This window comes from Mycobacterium senriense (genome assembly GCF_019668465.1).
Taxonomy (GTDB): Bacteria; Actinomycetota; Actinomycetes; order Mycobacteriales; family Mycobacteriaceae; genus Mycobacterium; species Mycobacterium senriense.
Map to the genome: position 1 here is coordinate 2,282,898 of NZ_AP024828.1, position 17,146 is coordinate 2,300,043.

The 17,146-nt window shown below is 65.5% G+C and carries 17 protein-coding genes; 10 read left to right on the forward strand and 7 right to left on the reverse strand.

The annotated features are described in order from the left end of the window. Positions 1 to 3: 3 nt before the first annotated feature. The 4 genes from MTY59_RS10870 to MTY59_RS10885 are packed head-to-tail and all read right to left on the reverse strand — an operon-like array spanning position 4 to position 2,952. Positions 4 to 600 (reverse strand): TetR/AcrR family transcriptional regulator, encoded by a 597-nt coding sequence (locus MTY59_RS10870; protein ID WP_221045644.1) that lies wholly within the window; start codon positions 598 to 600, stop codon positions 4 to 6. After that, positions 597 to 1,370 carry an SDR family NAD(P)-dependent oxidoreductase gene (locus MTY59_RS10875; protein WP_221045645.1) on the reverse strand — a complete coding sequence of 258 codons (774 nt, stop codon included), beginning with the start codon at positions 1,368 to 1,370 and terminating at the stop codon, positions 597 to 599. The genes MTY59_RS10870 and MTY59_RS10875 overlap by 4 nt, the downstream gene beginning before the upstream one ends. Continuing rightward, positions 1,367 to 1,870, reverse strand: coding sequence for a VOC family protein (locus MTY59_RS10880; protein ID WP_221045646.1), 504 nt, complete (start codon positions 1,868 to 1,870; stop codon positions 1,367 to 1,369). Before MTY59_RS10880 ends, MTY59_RS10875 begins: the two co-directional genes overlap by 4 nt. Further along, positions 1,867 to 2,952 carry an NAD(P)H-dependent amine dehydrogenase family protein gene (locus tag MTY59_RS10885; RefSeq protein ID WP_221046379.1) on the reverse strand — a complete coding sequence of 362 codons (1,086 nt, stop codon included), beginning with the start codon at positions 2,950 to 2,952 and terminating at the stop codon, positions 1,867 to 1,869. The genes MTY59_RS10880 and MTY59_RS10885 overlap by 4 nt, the downstream gene beginning before the upstream one ends. A gap of 112 nt (positions 2,953 to 3,064) precedes the next feature. On the opposite strand from MTY59_RS10885, the gene MTY59_RS10890 reads away from it, so the two are divergent. The 6 genes from MTY59_RS10890 (at position 3,065) to MTY59_RS10915 (ending at position 8,515) form a co-directional block, all read left to right on the forward strand. Continuing rightward, positions 3,065 to 3,922: an SDR family oxidoreductase gene (locus tag MTY59_RS10890; RefSeq protein ID WP_221045647.1), complete on the forward strand. Its 858-nt coding sequence runs from the start codon at positions 3,065 to 3,067 to the stop codon at positions 3,920 to 3,922. A gap of 45 nt (positions 3,923 to 3,967) precedes the next feature. Then, positions 3,968 to 4,351: a DUF1330 domain-containing protein gene (locus tag MTY59_RS10895; RefSeq protein ID WP_221045648.1), complete on the forward strand. Its 384-nt coding sequence runs from the start codon at positions 3,968 to 3,970 to the stop codon at positions 4,349 to 4,351. 114 nt (positions 4,352 to 4,465) lie between these two features. Further along, the gene (locus MTY59_RS10900; protein WP_221045649.1) at positions 4,466 to 5,821 is read left to right on the forward strand and encodes a WS/DGAT/MGAT family O-acyltransferase; all 1,356 of its coding nucleotides are present in this window, start codon (positions 4,466 to 4,468) and stop codon (positions 5,819 to 5,821) included. 6 nt (positions 5,822 to 5,827) lie between these two features. Next, positions 5,828 to 6,313, forward strand: a complete 486-nt coding sequence (locus MTY59_RS10905; RefSeq protein WP_221045650.1) for an NUDIX hydrolase — start codon at positions 5,828 to 5,830, stop codon at positions 6,311 to 6,313. A 1-nt stretch (position 6,314) separates the two neighbouring features. Next, a complete protein-coding gene (locus tag MTY59_RS10910) occupies positions 6,315 to 7,220 on the forward strand; it encodes a haloalkane dehalogenase (RefSeq protein ID WP_221045651.1) in 906 nt (301 codons plus the stop codon). 35 nt (positions 7,221 to 7,255) lie between these two features. After that, positions 7,256 to 8,515 (forward strand): cytochrome P450, encoded by a 1,260-nt coding sequence (locus MTY59_RS10915; RefSeq protein WP_221045652.1) that lies wholly within the window; start codon positions 7,256 to 7,258, stop codon positions 8,513 to 8,515. Here the strand turns inward: MTY59_RS10915 and MTY59_RS10920 are convergent. Further along, a complete protein-coding gene (locus MTY59_RS10920) occupies positions 8,512 to 8,880 on the reverse strand; it encodes a hypothetical protein (protein WP_221045653.1) in 369 nt (122 codons plus the stop codon). The two genes, MTY59_RS10915 and MTY59_RS10920, sit on opposite strands and share 4 nt — an antisense overlap. Before the next feature lie 160 nt (positions 8,881 to 9,040). On the opposite strand from MTY59_RS10920, the gene MTY59_RS10925 reads away from it, so the two are divergent. Together MTY59_RS10925 and MTY59_RS10930 are read left to right on the forward strand one after the other, a co-directional pair. Continuing rightward, complete coding sequence (locus MTY59_RS10925; protein ID WP_221045654.1) at positions 9,041 to 9,331, forward strand: CDGP domain-containing protein; 291 nt, start codon at positions 9,041 to 9,043, stop codon at positions 9,329 to 9,331. A 173-nt stretch (positions 9,332 to 9,504) separates the two neighbouring features. Next, the gene (locus MTY59_RS10930) at positions 9,505 to 10,752 is read left to right on the forward strand and encodes an HNH endonuclease signature motif containing protein (protein ID WP_221045655.1); all 1,248 of its coding nucleotides are present in this window, start codon (positions 9,505 to 9,507) and stop codon (positions 10,750 to 10,752) included. Positions 10,753 to 10,872: 120 nt separating this feature from the next. Here the strand turns inward: MTY59_RS10930 and MTY59_RS10935 are convergent, their stop codons facing one another. Then, positions 10,873 to 11,943 (reverse strand): ATP-dependent DNA ligase, encoded by a 1,071-nt coding sequence (locus tag MTY59_RS10935; protein WP_221045656.1) that lies wholly within the window; start codon positions 11,941 to 11,943, stop codon positions 10,873 to 10,875. 26 nt (positions 11,944 to 11,969) lie between these two features. Between MTY59_RS10935 and ligD the strand changes: the two genes are divergently transcribed. Together ligD and MTY59_RS10945 are read left to right on the forward strand one after the other, a co-directional pair. Continuing rightward, entirely contained in the window at positions 11,970 to 13,001 is a 1,032-nt protein-coding gene (ligD, locus tag MTY59_RS10940; protein WP_221045657.1) for a non-homologous end-joining DNA ligase, read from the forward strand. A 1,289-nt stretch (positions 13,002 to 14,290) separates the two neighbouring features. Then, positions 14,291 to 16,333 (forward strand): glycoside hydrolase family 172 protein, encoded by a 2,043-nt coding sequence (locus MTY59_RS10945; protein ID WP_221045658.1) that lies wholly within the window; start codon positions 14,291 to 14,293, stop codon positions 16,331 to 16,333. Here MTY59_RS10945 and MTY59_RS10950 read toward each other — a convergent pair. After that, positions 16,274 to 17,104, reverse strand: a complete 831-nt coding sequence (locus MTY59_RS10950) for a rhomboid-like protein (protein WP_221045659.1) — start codon at positions 17,102 to 17,104, stop codon at positions 16,274 to 16,276. The genes MTY59_RS10945 and MTY59_RS10950 overlap by 60 nt on opposite strands. Positions 17,105 to 17,146: the final 42 nt, after the last annotated feature.

Genomic DNA, 17,146 nt, shown 5'->3' on the forward strand with positions numbered 1-17,146 from the left:
GGCTCACTTCCGTCTCCAATGCGGACTCTTGACCGCGTCCAGCGCATCGGCGACGTATCGATCCAGCGGCCGCGGCTTTCCGGACTGTCGCACCCATTGCTGGAAGGCGAAATCGGCCGCCGCGAACGCGAGTTGGACCAACAGGCCCGGACGGAGATCGGCATCCGGGTCGACGCCCATCCGCTCGGCGATGAGCTTGGTCGCGCGCTCCTTGTCGGCCGGCCGGTGCACCGTGACCTTGTCGAGCAGGTCGGGAACCACCAGCAGGGCTTCGCGCCACTCCTCGGTGTCGGCCTGCTCGAATGAGCGAGTCCGGGTGATGATGGCGTTGATCAGCGCGACATCGGGCGACTCGTCCGCGGGCCGCCCCTCGAGGAGATTGACGATCGCGGCGCCGCCGTAGCGCACGGGCGCGAGGAGGAGCTCTTCCTTCGCCGGCACGTGCCGGAAGAACGTGCGCGCGGATACGCCGGCGGCCGTGGCGATTTCCTCGGTGGTCACCGCGTCGTACCCGCGCTCGACGAACAGGCGGAACGCCGCACGCCGGATATCGGCCCGGATCTGTGCACGTTGCCGGTCGCGGAGCGACTCGCCGGTCATCGGAAGCAACCGATCCCGCCGTCGACGTGGATGGTCTGGCCGGTGATGAAGGTGGCGTCACTGCCGAGCAGGAACGCCACCAGCGCGCCCACATCGGTGCGGACGTCGCCGATGCGCTTCAATGGCACACGGCCCACGGCCTTGTCGTACTCCTTGGGCGCGAACGACTTCCAGAACTTGACGCCGTCGGATTCGGCGAAGGGACAGATGACGTTGACGCGGATGTTGTCACGGCCCCATTCCAGCGCGGCCACTTTCGACAGTCCGCGGATGCCTTCCTTGGCGGCGGCATAGCCGCCCCACTTAGGCTCGCCACCGGTGCCCGTCCCCGAACCGAGGTTCACGATCGACCCGCCACCGGTCTCGACCATCAGTGGGTGCACGGCCTGCATCAGCAGGAAAGTCGCGCGGGGGCCCACGTCGTAGCCCAGAGCCAGGTCTTCGGTGGTGATGTCGACGAACGCCTTGGGCTCGTTCGTGGCGATGGCGTTGTTGACCAGGCCGTGCACGCTGCCGAAGGCGTCAACGGCCGCGGCCGCGATCCGCTGCGCGCTGTCCGGGTCACGCAGATCGGCGACGAGTTGGTCCGCCCGCCCGGTCACCTTGAGCTCGGTGGCCGTGCGGCCGAGGGCCTCTTCCTGGATGTCGACCAGCAGCACCTCGGCACCGCGTTCGAGCAACGCGGCGGCGACGCCCTTACCGACACCTTGGGCGGCGCCGGTGACGATCGCGACGTGACCGCGCATCGAATCCGGGTGGCTGTACGTCATCTGACGGGTCCCATCTGCAGCTGTATGCCGCGGTGCATTTCGTAGGTGCTTCGCGCCCCGTCGGGTAGTTCGATGAACTCGACCGGTGTCCCATCCGGGTCCTTGACGAAAAACATTCGGACGCCGCCGATCTCGAAGGGGTCTTGGTCGGGGGTGTAGCCGGCGTCGATGATGCGGCGGTGCGTGTCGTCCAGATCGGTCACAGACAGCGACACGTTGTGGATGCCGGTGATGCCTCGGCGCTGCTTCTGTGGGGGCGGGTTGGTGCCGATCGAGAGGAGCTCGATCATCAACCCGCCCAGCAGTCCGCCGACCACTCGGCCCTCCTGCTTGCGGTTCGAGTGCAATGCCGCGTCGAAAGGCTCTCCGGAGATGAGGGTTTCGAAGACGATCTCCATGCCCAGCACATCGCGGTAGAACGCCAGGGCACGGTCCATGTCGGTCACGCCGACGACGAGGTGGCAGAACGAGACGTCGCCGAGGACGCCGTTGTCCGTCACCGCTTACCCGTCGAAAGATTCGGGGCCGGGCGCCCGGCGAACAACGGCAAGTCGAGGTAGGTCTTGATGCCCGGCTCGGCGGCGCAGACGTCGGGAATGGCATTGATGCAGTGGTTGGCGGTGACGACGACGCCCGGGTTTTTCACCAAGCCTTCCGCGATCGTCTCCGGTTGCAAACCCTTGAAGGTGAGGCTCACATCGGGATCGCCGGTGATCTCGACCTCGAAGCGTTCGCCGCGGTCGCCGAAATTCCAGGCCGGCTCGAGATTCTCCTCGCCCATCAGCCAGTTGACGGCCGCGGTGATGACCGGCTCGCCGTCAACCAGGGCCTGCCAGCGGAACCGGCGCGCGGCCACGGTGCCGGTCGTGATCGGGAAGGGCTCGTAGTCGATATCGGCGGTCGCCACGGCGACGTCCTGGATGGTCCTGATGTTGGGATCGATGCGAAATCCCATGTGGTCGGCGATCATCCGGACCGACTGCTTGAAGCCCCCGTCGAGCAGTCCGGCCATCGGCCCTTGGGTCGCTTCCTCGGGTGTGCCGCCGAATCCCATGATGTGGCGCACCACGTCCGGTGCGTTGTAGGTGCGGATGTCGGAGAACTCCTCGGCACGCACATGCGTGATCGCCGACGACAGCGAGGACACCATCAGCGGGAACCGCTCGGTGATGCCTCCGGGGTGGATTCCCGAACCATGCAGCGTCACACCGCTTTCCGTCGCCGCGTCGGCAACGGCTCGGTGACGCGCGTTGCCCGGGTCGGGGTACACCCAGCCGACCGGGGTGACCACGTTCTTCCCGGATCGCAGGATCGCGATCACCTCGTCGTCATTGGGTATCAGCGGGCTGTACATCACGCAGTCGGCGTCCAGCGCCAGTATTTCGTCGATGCTGGTGGTGGCTTTGACACCGAGCTCCTGCGTCCCGATAATCTTGCCGACGTCGACGCCGTTCTTGTCCGCGCTGTGCACCCAGCACCCCACCAGCTCCAGCTGTGGGTGATTGATGACGCACGCGATCGCCGCTTTCCCCACGCCCCCGGTGGCCCACTGGACGACACGAAGCTTGGACGGGCTGCTCATCATTGACCTCCCTGACGGTGTGCGGCCTTTACACATCGGCGAATGAAATGGCAGGCTATGACTTGCTGACAGTGACTGTCAATAATCGACCGTTCGGTGAGGGGGTCTGTTGATGAGCGTCCTCGACGGCAAGATCGCGATCGTCACCGGCACCAGCCGCGGCGTGGGCGTGGGCATCGCCCACGAACTGCTGCGCGCCGGAGCGACCGTGATCGGCTGCTCGCGCTCACCGCTCGACGGCATCCCAGGCATCGAACCAGACTGGGCGGACCGCGCTTCCCAACAGGTTTGCGATCAGGGTGACTACCGCTCGATCGACGCGTTCGTCGCGGACGTCGTGGTCACGCATGGACGGGTCGACATCCTGGTGAACAATGCCGGCGGCACCGTCCCGGCGCCGCATGCCGAGAGCATTCCCGAACTGGTGCAACGCATTCAGGGCGCGCCCGCCGACGATGACGACTACGCGCGGACGGCGCTGTTCCACGCGTTCGCCGTGCAGATGAATCTCATCGGCCCACTGTGGTTCGCGATCCGTGCCTATCGGCAGATGCAGAACCAGGACGGCGTGGGCTGCATCATCAACGTCTCCAGCGGCGCCGGACATCCGGCGGGATCACCAACCCTGGTCTCCTACGGGGCGGCCAAGAGTGGCCTCAACCACCTCACCCGTTCGTTGGCCGAAGAGTGGGGACCCAAGGTGAGGGTCAACTGTGTGGCGTTGGGCCCGACGATGACCGAGAACTTCCGGTCCTTCGTGCTGCCCAAGGACGACCCCGATGGCGCAAAGTATTTCGCCGCCGTGCCCTTGCGCCGTGCGGGTGAGCCCGCCGAAGTCGGGCGGGTCTGCGTTTTCCTGGCCGGCGGGCAGGCCGACTTCGTCAACGGCACCACCGTCGAATGCGACGGCGGGATGCTGCCCGGCGTGCTCTACGACGCGGGCTTGAAAACCATCACCGATCTGCTGTAGCACCCCGGGCCACCTGCAGAACAAAACAAGCGCAAGGAGATTCACATGGCCGGCTTGGAACCAACGCCCGAGCAATTCGCTGCGCTTGCGGCACGACCGGTTGACGCGCCGGTGGTGATGGTCAACCTGTTGAAGTTCAAAGCCGAGGGCGGCGTCGAGAGCTATCTGCAGTACGGCCGGGAAGTGGCGCCACACCTGCAACGCGTCGGCGCCACCCTGCGCTATGCCGGGGGAGCGCCGTCGGTGGTGATCGGCGACGGCGAACGACCTTGGTGGGACGCGATTCTCGTCGTCGAGTACCCAAACCCACAGGCCTTCATCGACATGGTGACGACCCAGGAGTACGCCAAGGTGCACGAACTTCGCGTCGCCGGCCTGGAGCGTGGAGATTTGATCGCGACTTCGGCATGGTCGATGGCATCCGAGTGACCTGACGCCGCCCGCGGCACGGCCGGGCCGTGTGGCCGCCGCCGAGGCGGGCCCGGCGCCGGTCCGATCACGCTATGCCTTTCCGGATCAGACCGAAATGGGTCTAATAGGTGGATGGAACTGATAAAGCCCACCGACGCGATCTTTCTCCTGGGAGAGTCTCGCGAACATCCCATGCACGTCGGAGGCTTGCAGTTGTTCAAGCCGCCGCCGGGCGCCGGCCGCGGCTTCGTTACTGACCTCTACAAGAGCCTGGCCGCGCAGCCGGATTTTCAGCCCACGTTTCGCAAGCATCCCGCGAGCTTTGTCGGCGGAATCGCAAACCTGGGCTGGTCTTACGACGACGACGTCGACATCGAGTATCACGTCCGGCGCTCGGCACTGCCGTCGCCTAGACGAGTTCGCGAATTGCTCGAGCTCACTTCGCGATGGCACAGCAGCCTGCTGGATCGCCACCGTCCCTTGTGGGAGACGCACATCGTCGAAGGCCTGAAAGATGGCCGGTTCGCGATCTACACCAAGGTGCACCACGCGCTGATCGACGGCGTCTCCGCGCAGAAGTTGATGCAGCGCTCGCTGTCCACCGACCCTGACGACTTAGAGATCCGCGCCCCGTGGAGTCTGCGCAAACCTCAGCGCAGATCCGGCCCGTCGTCTCCGTTGAGCTCGTTGGTCCGCACGGCGGGATCCCTTGCTGCACTTGCCCCTTCGACAATAGGGCTGGCGCGTGCGGCGCTGTTCGAACAGCAACTGACTCTGCCCTTTGGGGCGCCGAAGACCATGTTGAACGTCAAGATCGGCGGCGCCCGCCGCTGCGCGGCGCAGTCCTGGTCGCTGGACCGCATCAAATGCGTGAAGCAGGCCGCGGGGGTCACGGTGAACGACGTCGTCCTGGCGATGTGCTCGGGCGCCCTGCGCTATTACCTGCTCGAGCACGACGCGCTGCCGGACACGCCACTGATCGCGATGGTCCCGGTGAGCCTGCGCACCGAGGAAGAGGCCGACGCCGGTGGCAACCGGGTCGGGGCCATCCTGTGCAATCTCGCGACCGACGCCGACGATCCCGCCCAGCGTCTGCTGACCATCAGCGACTCGATGCGCAGCAACAAGAAGGTTTTCTCGCAGTTGCCGCGTCTTCAGGCGTTGGCGCTGTCGGCCGTCAACACGTCGGCGTTGGCGTTGGCGGCGGTCCCGGGCTGGGTCGCGTCGACGTCACCCCCGTTCAACATCATCATTTCGAACGTGCCGGGACCGACGCAGCCGATCTACTATGGGGGCGCCCGGCTCGACGGCAACTACCCGCTGTCCATCGCGCTGGATGGCCAGGCGCTGAACATCACCTTGGTCAGCAACGCCGGCAATCTGGACTTCGGTCTGGTGGGCTGCCGGCGCAGCGTGCCGCATCTGCAACGCCTGCTCGCGCACCTGGAGTCCTCGCTCAAGGATCTGGAACACGCTGTGGGAGAATAGAACTCGATGGCCAAACTCAGCGCGGGCGTGATGTTGTACCGGACCTGCGACGGCGTCGTCGAGGTATTGATCGCGCACCCGGGTGGGCCATTCTGGGCCCGCAAAGACGACGGCGCGTGGTCGATCCCGAAAGGCGAGTACACCGACGGGGAGGACCCCTGGGCTGCCGCGCGGCGTGAGTTCGCCGAGGAGCTGGGGCTGGCGGTGCCGGCCGGCCCGCGAATCGACCTGGGTCAGTGCAAGCAGTCCGGCGGAAAGGTGGTGACCGCCTTCGCCGTGCACGCCGACCTCGACGTCACCGACGCGCGCAGCAACGCTTTCGAATTGGAGTGGCCGAGAGGATCGGGCAAGCTGCGCGAGTTTCCCGAGGTCGATCGCGTCGACTGGTTCTCGGTGACGACCGCGCGCATCAAATTGCTGAAGGGGCAGCTCGGCTTTCTCGATCGCCTGATGGCGGATCCGGGCCTGGCCGGACTATTCGAAGGGACGTGACATGCAAACGCTGCGAACACCCGACGACCGATTCGACGGTGTCCCCGACTTTCCTTACGCCCCAAGGTATGGCGAAGTGTCCGACGATGAAGGCGGCACATTGCGCGTCGCGTGGGTCGAGGACGGGCCGGAAAGCGGCGATCCGATTCTCATGCTGCACGGCGAACCGTCGTGGTCATATCTGTACCGCAAGATGATTCCGGTGCTGGCTGCTGCCGGGCATCGAGTCATCTGCCCCGACCTGGTCGGGTTCGGCCGTTCGGACAAGCCCACCCGCCTCGAAGACCACAGCTACGCGCGCCACGTCGAGTGGATGCGAGCGGTGGCCTTCGATCTGCTCGACCTTTGCAACGTCACCCTGGTCGGCCAGGACTGGGGCGGGCTGATCGGATTGCGGCTTGTCGCAGAGCATCCCGAGCGGTTCGCGCGGGTGGTCGTCGCCAACACCGGGCTGCCGAACGGCGAGCAGCCCATGGCCGACGTCTGGTGGCGCTTCCGTGAAGCCATCACGTCGGCGCCGACGCTCAACGTCAGCGCGTTCGTGCAGGGTGGTTGTCGCCGACAGATGAGCCAGCAGGAGCGCGCAGGCTACGACGCTCCGTTCCCCACCGACCAGTACTGCGCCGGGCCTCGCGCCATGCCCGGCCTGGTGCCCACGTCACCGGACGATCCCGCCGCCGCGGCCAACAAGACCGCCTGGGCCAGGCTGTCGGTGAGCTCGACACCCATGCTGGTCGCCTTCAGTGACAGCGACCCGATCACCGGGCCGATGGCCGCCATATTCCAGCGCGAGATGCGCGGCGCGCAGGGGATAGGCCACCCGGTGATTCGCGATGCCGGCCATTTCTTGCAGGAGGACGCCGGAGCGGAACTGGCCGGCCACATCGTGGAGTTCGTGCGCCGCTGAGTCGGGCGCTGCCGGGTGGCGGGCACAATGTCGGCATGACGACAGCGCCGACCGAGTCCACAAAACCCGACGAGTTGTTGGTGCGGCTGTTGGACCCGGCGGTCCGTGCCGACCCGTACCCGCTGTTCGCGCAGTTTCGCGAACGCGGATCATTCGCCTTGTCGGAGGGCAACCTCGCGGTGTTCTCGACTTACCGCGACTGCGACGAAGTTCTGCGCCACCCGTCATCGAGCAACGACCGGCTCAAGTCGACGGCCGCCCGCGCGCAGATCGAGGCGCAGACCCGGCAGCTCATCGAGGCCGGTGCCGAGGCGCCGCCACAAACCCCGCCGGGATTCCTGTTCCAGGACCCGCCGGATCACACCCGGCTGCGCAAACTGGTCAGCAAGGCGTTCGCGCCGAAGGTGGTGAACGCGCTGCAACCCGACATCACCGCGCTGATCGACGGGCTGCTCGACCGGATCGCCGAACGGGGACGGTTCGAAGTCGTCGAGGACCTCGCCTATCCACTGCCGGTGGCGGTCATCTGCCGGCTACTCGGCGTACCGATCGAGGACGAACCGCAATTCAGCAGAGTGTCCGCGCTGCTGGCGCAGTCCCTGGACCCCTTCGTCGCCTTCACCGGAACGCCGTCGGAGAACCTGAAGGAGCGGATGGACGCCGGAATGTGGTTGCGCGCCTACTTGCATGGCCTGATCGACCGGCGACGCTCGCGGCCCGGTGACGATCTGATGTCCGGGCTGATCGCCGTGGAAGAGTCGGGCGACCAGCTGAGCGCGGAGGAGATCGTCTCCACCTGTGTCCTGCTGTTGGTCGCCGGTCACGAGACCACGGTGAACCTGATCGGCAACGCCGTCCTGGCGATGCTGCGCCAACCGTCGCAATGGACCGCGCTCGGCGCCGACGCCACCCGCGCCCCGGCGGTCATCGAGGAGACGTTGCGCTACGACCCGCCGGTGCAGATGATCGCCCGAACTGCGGGCGACGACATGGCAATTGGGGGCATCGACGTGGCCGCGGGCGACATCATGATGCTGCTGACCGCCGCCGCCCAGCGCGATCCCGCCGAATACGACCGCCCCGACGTCTTCGACCCCGACCGGAAAGCGCTGCGGCACTTAGGATTCGGTCGCGGAGCGCATTACTGCCTGGGCGCGCCACTGGCTCGGCTCGAAGCAGGTTTGGCCCTGTCGGCGGTGACGGCACGTTTCCCGAACGCCAGGTTGGACAGTGAGCCGCAATACAAGACCAATGTCACGCTGCGCGGGCTGTCGCAGCTCATGGTCGCGGTCTAGTCCCGTTCCCACGGCGGGGTTTCGCCCATCTTTTTGTAGTACTTCGCCAAGTGGCTCTTGATCCGATCGACATCGGACTCGGGCACGTCGATACCGCCGCGCGCGCCGTCCATGATCGCGCCGGCCGCCATCACCGCGCGTGGCACGGCCTTGAGCTCGCCGTCGATGACGTCGGCGATCAGCAGCTTGTAGGCCGTGAAGTTGTCCTGTTTGTCGCTGTCGTACCAGACGTGCGCGTCGCGGTATTTCTGGTTCGGCCTGTCCTCGGCACCGGCCCACTTACGGACCCGCTTTTCGGCCGCGTCGCCATCCCACTTGCGGTCACGATCGGCCAACGGAAGATCTTGAAAGGCTGTGACTGACATGGTGGCCGCGTGCCCGCTTCGGACGCGATTAAACGCCGCCAAACCGTGGGTTCAAGGTGGCCGAAGCGGTAGCGTCATCCGTAGCTGACTGGGCTGTCGACGGCGATTGCCACCCCACGCACTCGGCAACGCCACAGCGGCGGCGTGACGGGAGACGACCATGACGCGGTGCATCGTCGGAGGATTTGCTGTCCTGCTGTTGGGCGCGCAACTCATCGCCTCGGCGCCGCCGGCCGGCGCCGGGTGTCGGTACGGGGGACCCGTACTCAGTAAGTGCGACGGACCCGTCCAGCCCGACGGCACCTGGCAACGTTGCGTCGCAGTCACCCGCCTGGTTCCCAACGGCGCCAGTTCCTACCTCGTGCCCGACAATCACTGCGGTCTGATGGGTCCCGGTCAGCAGCCCTCGGATTTCACCTTCGGCGACCCACCGACACACATCGACGGCTGAGCGGCCGCCGCCTCGGCCCGAGTCGAGGCCGGAATCATGTCGCCAAGACTGAAACCTGACTTGGCTGATGATTCGGGGTCCGCGGTCGTCACGGCGGCTTGATAATGACGATCACTTGCCAGCGCTGTATTGGGTGGCCGGGATTTGTCGTACCCGGTTGCGATGATGAGGTTATGTCGTCGACTGCATCGCCTCCGGTGGCGGTGGGCCCTGCTGAGCGTCTTGAGGTGCTCTTCGAGGAGTTGTCGGAGTTGGCCGGTCAGCGCAATGCCATTGATGGGCGCATTGTGGAGATCGTCGCCGAGATCGATCGCGATGAGCTTTGCGGCGCCACGGGCGCACGGTCGGTCCCGGCGTTGCTGGCCTGGAAGATGGGCTGGTCATCGGCAAACGCCCACACGATGACCACCGTGGCGCGCCGGCTCGAGGCGTTTCCTCGTTGCGCGCAGGGCATGCGGGAGGGGCGACTGTCGCTGGATCAGGTCGGCGTCATCGCGGCGCGTGCCGGTGAGGGATCTGATGAGCACTACGCGCAGCTGGCCGGGGTTGCCACAGTCAACCAGCTGCGCACCGCGGTCAAGCTGGAACCGCGACCCGAACCCGATTCTGGGCCTGAACCGCAGCGCTCAATCACCAAGACCTCCGGTGAGGAGTTTTGCTGTTGGCGGATCAAACTTCCGCACCTGGATGCGGCGAAGTTCGACGCGGCGTTGGCATCTCATCGTGATGCGCTGATCGCCGAGTGGCAGCACGATCGCGGCAATGACGAGCGTGCCTCCGATATCGCGCCGCCGTTGCCCAGCACTGGCGACGCGTTTATGCGCCTGGTCGAGGCCGGATGGGATGCCGAGGCGGCCCGCCGGCCGCACGGCCATCACACCACTGTGGTGGTGCATGTCGACGCTCAGCAGCGTGCCGCCGCGCTGCATTTGGGTCCGCTGCTCACCGACGCCGAGCGCCGATACCTGACCTGTGATGTCACGTGTGAAGTGTGGTTTGAACGTGACGGTGAGGTCATTGGTGCCGGGCGTGCGACGCGGGTGATCAACCGGCGGCTGCGCCGAGCCCTTGAGCACCGCCAGCCCGCGTGCGTGGTTCCCGGCTGTGGCGCCACCCGCGGTCTGCACGCCCATCACATCTGGCACTGGGAAGACGGCGGCCCCACCGAGTTGGCCAACCTGGTGTTGGTATGCCCCTATCACCACCGGTTGCACCATCGTGGCGTCATCACCATCACCGGACCCGCCGACGATCTCGGCGTCACCGACAGCTCCGGGCGATCACTGCACCCGGGGTCGCTCGCGCGTCCTCCCAACCTTGCCCCACCCGCCGTCCCGCCGTGTCCCGGGCCCACCGGCGAGCGCGCCGACTGGTGGTGGTACGAACCCTTCCAGCCGCAACCACCACCGACAACCAACTAGGTAGCTCACCAGCACCGGTATCAAAAATTCGTTCGCGATACGCGCGACAACGGAAGTGTGACAATCGAAACCGACATCCCGGCTCAGACGCCGCCGCCCGGCCGGGAATCGACCACCGTCCTAGCCCGAACCGAGTCCCGGCACGATCTCGCCGAGGCTGAACGTCACCGGTTGTTCGAGTTGTTCGTAGGTGCACGAGCGTGGTTCGCGATCCGGACGCCACCGATTGAACTGTGCGGTATGACGAAATCGCCGGCCTTCCATGTGGTCGTAGCGGACCTCGACCACCCGCTCGGGCCGCAGCGGCACGAACGACAGATCCTTGCCGGCGTTCCAGCGCGAGAATTCGTTCTTACGAGGAGTCCGCTCGCCGGCTTCGTGCGCGGCCCAATTCCACGGGTGATTCTCGAAATCGGTGACGAGCGGCTGTAGTTCGTCGAACAGCCGCCGCCGCTCGGCCATCGGAAACGCGCCGATCACGCCGACCGACGCGAGCTGGCCGTCATCCTGATACAGACCCAACAACAGCGAACCAATCGCGCCGGCACCTGATTTGTGCACCCGATAGCCGGCGACCACACAGTCGGCGGTCCGCTCGTGCTTGATCTTGAACATGATCCGCTTGTCCGGCTGGTAGGTGATGTCGAGCGGCTTGGCAATCACGCCGTCGAGGCCGGCGCCCTCGAATTCGTCGAACCAGCGCTGCGCGGTGCCCAGATCGGTCGTCGCCGGCGTGACATGGATCGAGGGTCCCGAGCCCGCCAGGGCGTCGACGAGGGCGGCGCGCCGCTCGCTGAAGGGCCGTCGGGTGTAGTCGTCGTCGCCGAGCGCGAGCAAGTCGAACGCGATGAACGACGCAGGCGTGGTCTCGGCGAGCATTCGCACCCGTGAGTCGGCCGGGTGGATGCGTTGTTGCAGCGCCTCGAAATCCAGCCCGCGATCGGTGGCGATGACGATTTCGCCGTCGATCACGCAGCGCTCCGGCAGCTCGGATTTGACCGCTGCGACCAACTCGGGGAAATAACGCGTCATCGGCCGTTCGTTGCGGCTGCCCAGCTCGACCTGGTCGTGGTCGCGGAAACATATCGACCTGAAGCCGTCCCACTTGGGCTCATAGGACGCGTCATTGGGAATTGAGCGCACCGATTTCGCCAGCATCGGCGACACCGGCGGCATGACAGGGAGGTCCATAGCCTGATTGTGCTGGAATCAACGGTATGGCTGCTGCAGAAGAGCTCGACGTCGACGGCATTGCGGTGCGCCTGACCAATCCGGACAAGGTGTATTTCCCAAAACTGGGGTCGAAGGGAACCAAGCGACACCTGGTGGACTACTACCGCGCCGTTGCGGGCGGTCCGATGCTCGACACGCTGCGTGACCGGCCCACCCACCTGCAGCGTTTCCCGGACGGTATCGACGGCGAGGAGATCTACCAGAAGCGGATCCCGCAGCACCATCCCGACTACCTGCAGACATGCCTGGTGACGTTTCCGTCCGGGCGGACGGCTGACGCGCTGAAGGTGACTCATCCGGCGGCGGTCGTGTGGGCGGCACAGATGGGCACCGTCACCTTGCACCCGTGGCAGGTGCGCTGCCCGGATACCGACCATCCCGACGAATTGCGCATCGATCTGGACCCGCAGCCCGGTGTCGCGTTCGAGCAGGCGCGCATCGTCGCGGTCGAGGTGTTGCGGCCGCTGCTCGACGAGCTGGGTCTGGTCGGATATCCGAAGACCTCGGGTGGTCGCGGGATCCACGTCTTTCTGCGGATCGCCGCCGACTGGGATTTCATCGAGGTGCGCCGCGCCGGCATCGCCCTGGCCCGCGAGGTCGAGCGCCGGGCGCCCGACCTCGTCACCACATCCTGGTGGAAGGAAGAGCGCGGCGAACGCATTTTCATCGACTTCAACCAGAACGCCCGGGACCGCACCATGGCGTCGGCGTATTCGGTGCGGCGCACCCCGATCGCGACGGTATCGATGCCAGTGACGTGGGAGGAGCTGGCCGACGCCGAGCCGGACGACTACACCATGGCAACGGTGCCCGATCTGGTCCGAGACCGAGAAGACCCCTGGGCCGCTATGGATGATGCGGTCCAATCGATCGCTTCCCTACTGGAAATGGCCGAGGCCGACGAAGAGCGCGGGCTCGGGGATATGCCGTATCCGCCGAACTATCCGAAAATGCCCGGCGAGCCCAAACGCGTTCAGCCCAGCCGGGATCGAGATCTCAAAAGCGACAAGGGCTAGCTGGAAATCAATCGGCGGATCGGAACCGCGGCCGGCGGTTGGCCCGCGTTTACCCCTCTCGCCTAGGTGAGCCGGTTTGCCCCGCGTGAGGACCGCAACGTAGCACCCGCGAACCGGGCGCGGGAAGTGATTCTCTTGCGCCGCAGTGGCTTAAGGCGATTTGTCACAGTGACAATTGGGGTCATCGGGCAAGCCGAATTGCAGCGGTGCCGGCCTCGACGGGGAAACGCCGAATCAGTGTTAACTCCGGAATTGCCAACCGGATTCAAACGACACGAATTCCCCCGCCCGAACTGCCGAGGTGCCGGTGCCAACCACTTTTTCAGCATTGCCGCGCTGAGGCGATTAGCTTACCGCCAACCCATGCAAAGGCAGCAAGCAATTCGCGTAAAGCGTGCGCACGGCCCGAAACGTGCGCACGCCCCCGAATGGTTTGAGCGCCGGCGTTGTGGCCGGGGGTAGCCGGACACGCAACCAGCTGTCCGCAAAAGCTGCGAGGCCCAGGTGTTTTCACGTCACGTGGCCTTGGCCGATGCGGTCACGGCAGTATCCGCTACGTCGGTACGTCGCGGCATGTAGCCGTGCGAGGACTGGCACCCAATGTCATTTGGGGAGCACTCAATAGGCCCGAATGTGGGCCGTACCGAGTAATGGGTGCGAGTAGCTGCGACCCTGCCGGTTACCCGGCAGACCTACATTGTGCAGGTCAGGTTAGGTCCGCAGTCGATTGTTACCGGCGTTGTGCAGCCGGAAGCCGTGAGGGCGGTGAAGGTGAGGAGAAGACCAATAACAACTTTGTATTTCAGACCAGACATGACCACTCCGTCCGTAGGGAGAAATCTAACGCCCGAGAGTAGGTATGTTACGCGTCGAGCACTCGGACGAGTACGGGAATGAGTAATTTCGATTAATTACGTCACCTGACTGAATCCCGACGGGTAACGAACGCACGAATTCGAATCGTCGCGACAGTGTGCGGCCCTGAATTCCCGCGAAAAGCGGGTCCTACCGCGCCGCAAGGCAGGTAGTTGAATGCAATCGTCGCGCTTTGCGCTCCTTGAGTTGCGAAGACCACGCTTTTCGATCGCCTTACCCGAATTCCGTGAGATCCGGGTCGGCTTAAAGACGTTGTCTTGAAACGGGATACAAGCTTACCCAACGCGCCTAAATCCAACTTCCGGTACGGAATTTCCCCTACCCCTGAACTGCGAGTACGGAATTACCCGTCGATTGACAAGTTGCGGTCGGACCATCCGTCCACGAGACCGACAAAAGTAGGCTCAGTGCCTATGTCGGTGGCGGCGCGGGTGAGCTCCGCGGTATTCGCGTTGCTGCTATTGGCAATTCCCGGTGCCGGGGTGGTCGGCGCAGAGCCGGCCGCACCCGACACAAACCAATCGGGCGCACGAATGGTCGGCTGGGACACCTACCGCCGATTGGACCGATTGCCCTATTTGAACCCCGGTTCGCAGACTCTGCAGGTATCGAGCTTTGACCGCAGCGGCGGCGATTTCGACATGTCCACCGGCAATCGCAACGGCATTGGCGGGTGCCTGGGAACCGGCGGTGCCGGCTGCATCATCGCGGAGGATCACGATGCCGGAGAAATCGATTCGATCTGGCTGACCCGCGATGGCGGCAATGTGCGAGCACTCGGAAACATCCGCATCGAGCTGGACGGGCAGGCCGTTGTAGACACACCATTGCAATCGCTGGTCGACGGCAAGGCGGGGGCCCCGTTCGTATGGCCGCTGGTGGCCAACGCCGCACAATCGCCGGGCGGCGTCTACATCAAGGTACCGATGCCCTACCGGCGCTCGATGCGGGTCAGCGTCACATCGCATTTGGAGTATTACCACGTCGACTATCGGCAGTTTCCCGATGGCGACGGGGTGAACACGTTCTCACCATCCGATCCCGCGCTCGATGTGCTGGACACGCTCAAGTCGGCCGGTGCGGTTGACCCCAAACCGGCGGCAGCCGGCGCGGCGCACAGCACTCGGGTCAGCGACCTGGCCGCCGGCGCCGCGCAAACCATCGCCGAATCGACTGGCTCGGCCAGCATCTCGGAGCTGCGGCTGCAACTGCCCGAATCAGCTGCGGAACGGCTGGGCGACTTGCGGCTGCAGATTGAGTTCGACGGCCGAACCATGGTCGACTCGCCACTCGGGGAATTCTTCGGTGCAGGCCTCGGTATGAACCCCGTGCGATCGTTGATGTTCGGGACCAGCGCCCAACCAGATGGATCGTGGGTGTTATGCGATTGGTGGCCAATGCCTTTCGCGCAGTCGGCCCGTGTCACACTCGTCAACGCCGGCGCCACCCCGGTCATGGGCGTAGTCAGCGACGTCGTCACCACACCCGACCCCCAATGGGCGCCCGCGTTGACCAGCGGCCGCGCCGGCTACTTCACCGCGCGCTCGCACGCCGGGCCGACGGCCGCGGGCCAGGACTGGGTGTTCGCCGAGGAACAGGGACGCGGCAAATTCGTCGGCGTCAGTCACACCATTCGCGGCTTTCGAACCAGGACGGCGTTCAGCGATGACGCCCCCTACTTTCTCGAAGGCGCCGAGCGGGTGTACACCGACGGCGCCGCCTCCCCGCAGTGGTACGGCACCGGCACCGAGGACCTCTACGAGGGCGGGTGGTACTTCAAGAACGGCACCCACTTCAGTGACCCACTCAACGGCCAGCCCGATCAACGCACCGCTACGGGCGGCTGCGCCGACTACTGCGTCGCCATGTACCGGATCATGCTGGCCGAGGCGATCGGCTACCACTCCGGGATCCGATTCGGCATCGAGCACGGGAAGAGGAATATGGTCCAACCCGATTACGGCTCAACCGCATTTCTCTACACGCAGCCCGACGCCGGCATCACCGCCGGCGACGACGTCGGCCCCACCGATCCCGCAAATCGAGTCCTGCACGGCTACGCCGATTCCGACGCGACCGACCAGCTGCTGGTCAGCGAATACGAGGGCACTCAGGACACCCTGCCCGTGGTCGGCTCGGTCCGTACCACCCAGGGCCCGATTACCTTTCACGTCCAGATCGATCCGGACAACCACGGCGTCCTGCTGCGGCGCACCTCGGATCAAGCGACCGGATTTCAATCTGCGGACGTCGCCGTCGACGGCGTATCCACGGGCAACTGGCTACAGCCGCGCAGCAACACCTTTCACCGCTGGCTGGACGACACCTACCTGGTGCCGCAGTCGGCGACCGCGGGCAAGGCGCAGGTGACCGTCACCCTGACGCCCACCGCCGACTCACCGCTCTGGACCGCCAGCCGCTACCACGTCGACACAGTGACGGGGCCCTCTGGCTAGGGAGCGATTGGTGACCACTCCGATGAGTGCACCGGCAAGGCCGCCGGCCGGTGCCATCAGTGAAGGCCCGGCAAGCACCAGATAGCCGAACGTGACACCGACCATGAGAAAGGCCTGGTGCAACGGTGTCCAGACGGCGGCCGGCCGCATCCGAAAAGACAATCCGATGCCGAGCAGCAACGCCACCACGTGACCGACAGCGGTGAAGTCAGCACCCGCGGCCGCCACCACCGCGGTACCCAGCCACCAGCCCGCCCATGCCCCGCGCCAGCGCGCCGGGATCGCCGTTGTGAACGCGCCGAGCACGCATACCGCGCCATAACTGGTGCCCACGTCACTGGCCCGGGCGACCGAGCCGGGCAGCATCCCCGTCTCGATGGCGGCAACCAACCCGACCGCGACGATCACCGTGGCGCCGATGTGGCCGACGGCGAAGGTGACGAGCAGACCCCGGCCGCACCACATGAGTTCACCCAAAGCCAGCAGGCAGACCAGTCCGGGCAGCCAGAAGAACAGGTCGCCGCCGTCGTTGACGAATGCGCTCCCGATCAAGGTGCCCAGATGGCCGCGTCCAAGGTTGTGAACGTTTGTGCTCATTCGGTTCACGGCGACCTCGTGCGCGTGCGGGCCCAGCGCCGCGAGGATGAGGTAGATCGCGAGCAGGATGACCGCATAGGTGGCCGTGACTCGAACCGACGCCGCAGCGGGCACAGCGCGCAGGGGCGCCTGCGTCCAGCGCAGGGCGCCGTCGCGGGTAGCGGCGAACGTCATGGTTCCACGGTGCGGGTCCGGCGGGCGGCGCGCCTCGTTCTT

What these genes read in the sequence shown, in the direction of transcription:
- MTY59_RS10870 (WP_221045644.1), bottom strand. Translation starts at nt 600, where the DNA reads ATGACCGGCGAGTCGCTCCGCGACCGGCAACGTGCACAGATCCGGGCC.
- MTY59_RS10900 (WP_221045649.1), top strand. Translation starts at nt 4,466, where the DNA reads ATGGAACTGATAAAGCCCACCGACGCGATCTTTCTCCTGGGAGAGTCT.
- MTY59_RS10930 (WP_221045655.1), top strand. Translation starts at nt 9,505, where the DNA reads ATGTCGTCGACTGCATCGCCTCCGGTGGCGGTGGGCCCTGCTGAGCGT.
- MTY59_RS10925 (WP_221045654.1), top strand. Translation starts at nt 9,041, where the DNA reads ATGACGCGGTGCATCGTCGGAGGATTTGCTGTCCTGCTGTTGGGCGCG.
- MTY59_RS10890 (WP_221045647.1), top strand. Translation starts at nt 3,065, where the DNA reads ATGAGCGTCCTCGACGGCAAGATCGCGATCGTCACCGGCACCAGCCGC.
- MTY59_RS10950 (WP_221045659.1), bottom strand. Translation starts at nt 17,104, where the DNA reads ATGACGTTCGCCGCTACCCGCGACGGCGCCCTGCGCTGGACGCAGGCG.
- MTY59_RS10895 (WP_221045648.1), top strand. Translation starts at nt 3,968, where the DNA reads ATGGCCGGCTTGGAACCAACGCCCGAGCAATTCGCTGCGCTTGCGGCA.
- MTY59_RS10910 (WP_221045651.1), top strand. Translation starts at nt 6,315, where the DNA reads ATGCAAACGCTGCGAACACCCGACGACCGATTCGACGGTGTCCCCGAC.
- MTY59_RS10875 (WP_221045645.1), bottom strand. Translation starts at nt 1,370, where the DNA reads ATGACGTACAGCCACCCGGATTCGATGCGCGGTCACGTCGCGATCGTC.
- MTY59_RS10945 (WP_221045658.1), top strand. Translation starts at nt 14,291, where the DNA reads ATGTCGGTGGCGGCGCGGGTGAGCTCCGCGGTATTCGCGTTGCTGCTA.
- MTY59_RS10905 (WP_221045650.1), top strand. Translation starts at nt 5,828, where the DNA reads ATGGCCAAACTCAGCGCGGGCGTGATGTTGTACCGGACCTGCGACGGC.
- MTY59_RS10935 (WP_221045656.1), bottom strand. Translation starts at nt 11,943, where the DNA reads ATGGACCTCCCTGTCATGCCGCCGGTGTCGCCGATGCTGGCGAAATCG.
- ligD (WP_221045657.1), top strand. Translation starts at nt 11,970, where the DNA reads ATGGCTGCTGCAGAAGAGCTCGACGTCGACGGCATTGCGGTGCGCCTG.
- MTY59_RS10885 (WP_221046379.1), bottom strand. Translation starts at nt 2,952, where the DNA reads ATGAGCAGCCCGTCCAAGCTTCGTGTCGTCCAGTGGGCCACCGGGGGC.
- MTY59_RS10920 (WP_221045653.1), bottom strand. Translation starts at nt 8,880, where the DNA reads ATGTCAGTCACAGCCTTTCAAGATCTTCCGTTGGCCGATCGTGACCGC.
- MTY59_RS10915 (WP_221045652.1), top strand. Translation starts at nt 7,256, where the DNA reads ATGACGACAGCGCCGACCGAGTCCACAAAACCCGACGAGTTGTTGGTG.